The 1,574-nt window shown below is 72.4% G+C and carries 2 protein-coding genes and 1 pseudogene; 2 read left to right on the plus strand and 1 reads right to left on the minus strand.

What is annotated here, in order from left to right; all coding sequences use genetic code 11:
• Positions 1-170 (minus strand): annotated as a pseudogene (locus ABZS54_RS42885) (LacI family transcriptional regulator); the annotation flags it as partial.
• Here ABZS54_RS42885 and ABZS54_RS42890 point away from each other — a divergent pair.
• Positions 115-531 (plus strand): aldehyde dehydrogenase family protein, encoded by a 417-nt coding sequence (locus ABZS54_RS42890; protein ID WP_355548875.1) that lies wholly within the window; start codon positions 115-117, stop codon positions 529-531. The pseudogene ABZS54_RS42885 and the gene ABZS54_RS42890 sit on opposite strands and share 56 nt — an antisense overlap.
• A gap of 132 nt (positions 532-663) precedes the next feature.
• A complete protein-coding gene (locus ABZS54_RS42895) occupies positions 664-1,419 on the plus strand; it encodes a GntR family transcriptional regulator (protein ID WP_355548877.1) in 756 nt (251 codons plus the stop codon).
• Positions 1,420-1,574 lie beyond the last annotated feature (155 nt).

The raw sequence follows: 1,574 nt of genomic DNA on the forward strand, positions 1-1,574 counted from the left end.
ACGCCGAGCATCCGGAACTTGCCGGTGGCCAGAGCCCGCGCCGCCGTGTTCGGCCGATAGCCGAGCATCTGCATCGCGGCGAGCACACGTTCGCGCCCGGCCGCCGGCGGCCGGGTGCTGACCACGGGCCGGGCGTACGACGGCACGGGGTGGTTCGCCACCCCGACCATCCTGGAACGGGTGCCGGCCGGACACGCCACGCTCCGGGAGGAGATCTTCGGCCCCGTCGCGGTGCTCCAACGCGCGGGCGACCTGGACCACGCCATCGCGCTCGCCCGCGACGTGCCGCACGGCCTGGTGGCGTCGGTGCACACTCGCGATCTGGACGCCGCGCTCGCCGTCGTCGACCGGATCGACACCGGCCTGGTGAAGGTCAACGCGCCCACCACCGGGGTCGACTTCCACCTGCCCTTCGGCGGCACCAAGGCATCCAGCCATGGGCCGCGCGAACAGGGCCGCGCCGCGGCGGACTTCTACACCGCCACCCGCACGGTGAGTCTGCTGCCGGCGAATCCGACGGGCGGGGCGTGAACGTCGGGGTGTCGAGCCGTATCCAGGCGCCGGAGCGTCGGGAAATGATGGGAGGGGAGGGGCACCGTGACCGATAGACTGTAACATTGCACATTGTAGAGCTGTTCGAGGCGAAGCCGGCCTCGAGGGAGGATGCACCCGATGAGAGCGCACGCCGAAGTGCCGACCGGCCCGACCGGCGAGACCGCCGCCGCGCCGAACGTGCGGGAGCGGCCGCTGGACCTGCCGTTCGTGCAGGAGCGCCGCAGCCTGCGTGATCAGGTGACGCACGCCCTGCGGGCCGCCCTCATCGCCGGCGAACTGCGCCCGGATGTCATCTATTCGGCGCCCAGCCTGGCCGCCCAGTTCCGCGTTTCGGCCACCCCCGTGCGCGAGGCAATGCTGGATCTGGTCAAGGAAGGACTGGTCGAGGTTGTCCGCAACAAGGGCTTCCGGGTGACCGCGCTGTCCGCCCGGGACCTCGACGAATACACCGAGATTCGGTCGATGATCGAGGTCCCCGTCCTGGTGCGCCTGGCCGAGACCGCAGACCCCGCCGCGCTGCAGGCGCTGCGCCCGGTGGCCGCCGCGATCGTGGCCGCCGCGGAGCGGCGCGACCTGATCGGCTACCTGGAGTCCGACCGGCAGTTCCACCTCGGACTCCTCGAACTGGGCGGCAACCAGCGCCTGGTCGAGGTCGTCGGCGACCTGCGCAAGCGCTCGCGCCTGTACGGACTCACCCGACTCGCCGAACGCGGCGCGCTGGTGGCCTCGGCGCGCGAACACGACGAGATCCTCGACCTGCTGCTCGCCGGGGACGGGGAGGGCGTTCGTCGAGCGATGAGCGAACACCTCGGCCATATCCGCTCGCTCTGGTCCGATCCGGCCCGCGAGCCCGCGCCGGAGTAACGCCGCGTGGTCGTCGCGGCCCGGGAACGTGCACCGATTCCCGGCCACGGCACCGGCTTCCGAACCCGTGAGGGCCAACCCGCCGCCGCGCCCGGACGCGGCTCCTCGGCATGCCCCGATTCCGTAGCGGCGGCGCGCCGCCGACAGCGGGGGGT

The organism is Embleya sp. NPDC005575 (genome assembly GCF_040605455.1).
Taxonomy (GTDB): Bacteria; Actinomycetota; Actinomycetes; order Streptomycetales; family Streptomycetaceae; genus Embleya.

Bases quoted from the DNA above. Each gene is read 5' to 3' on its own strand.
- ABZS54_RS42895 (WP_355548877.1), top strand. From the start codon at position 664: ATGCACCCGATGAGAGCGCACGCCGAAGTGCCGACCGGCCCGACCGGC.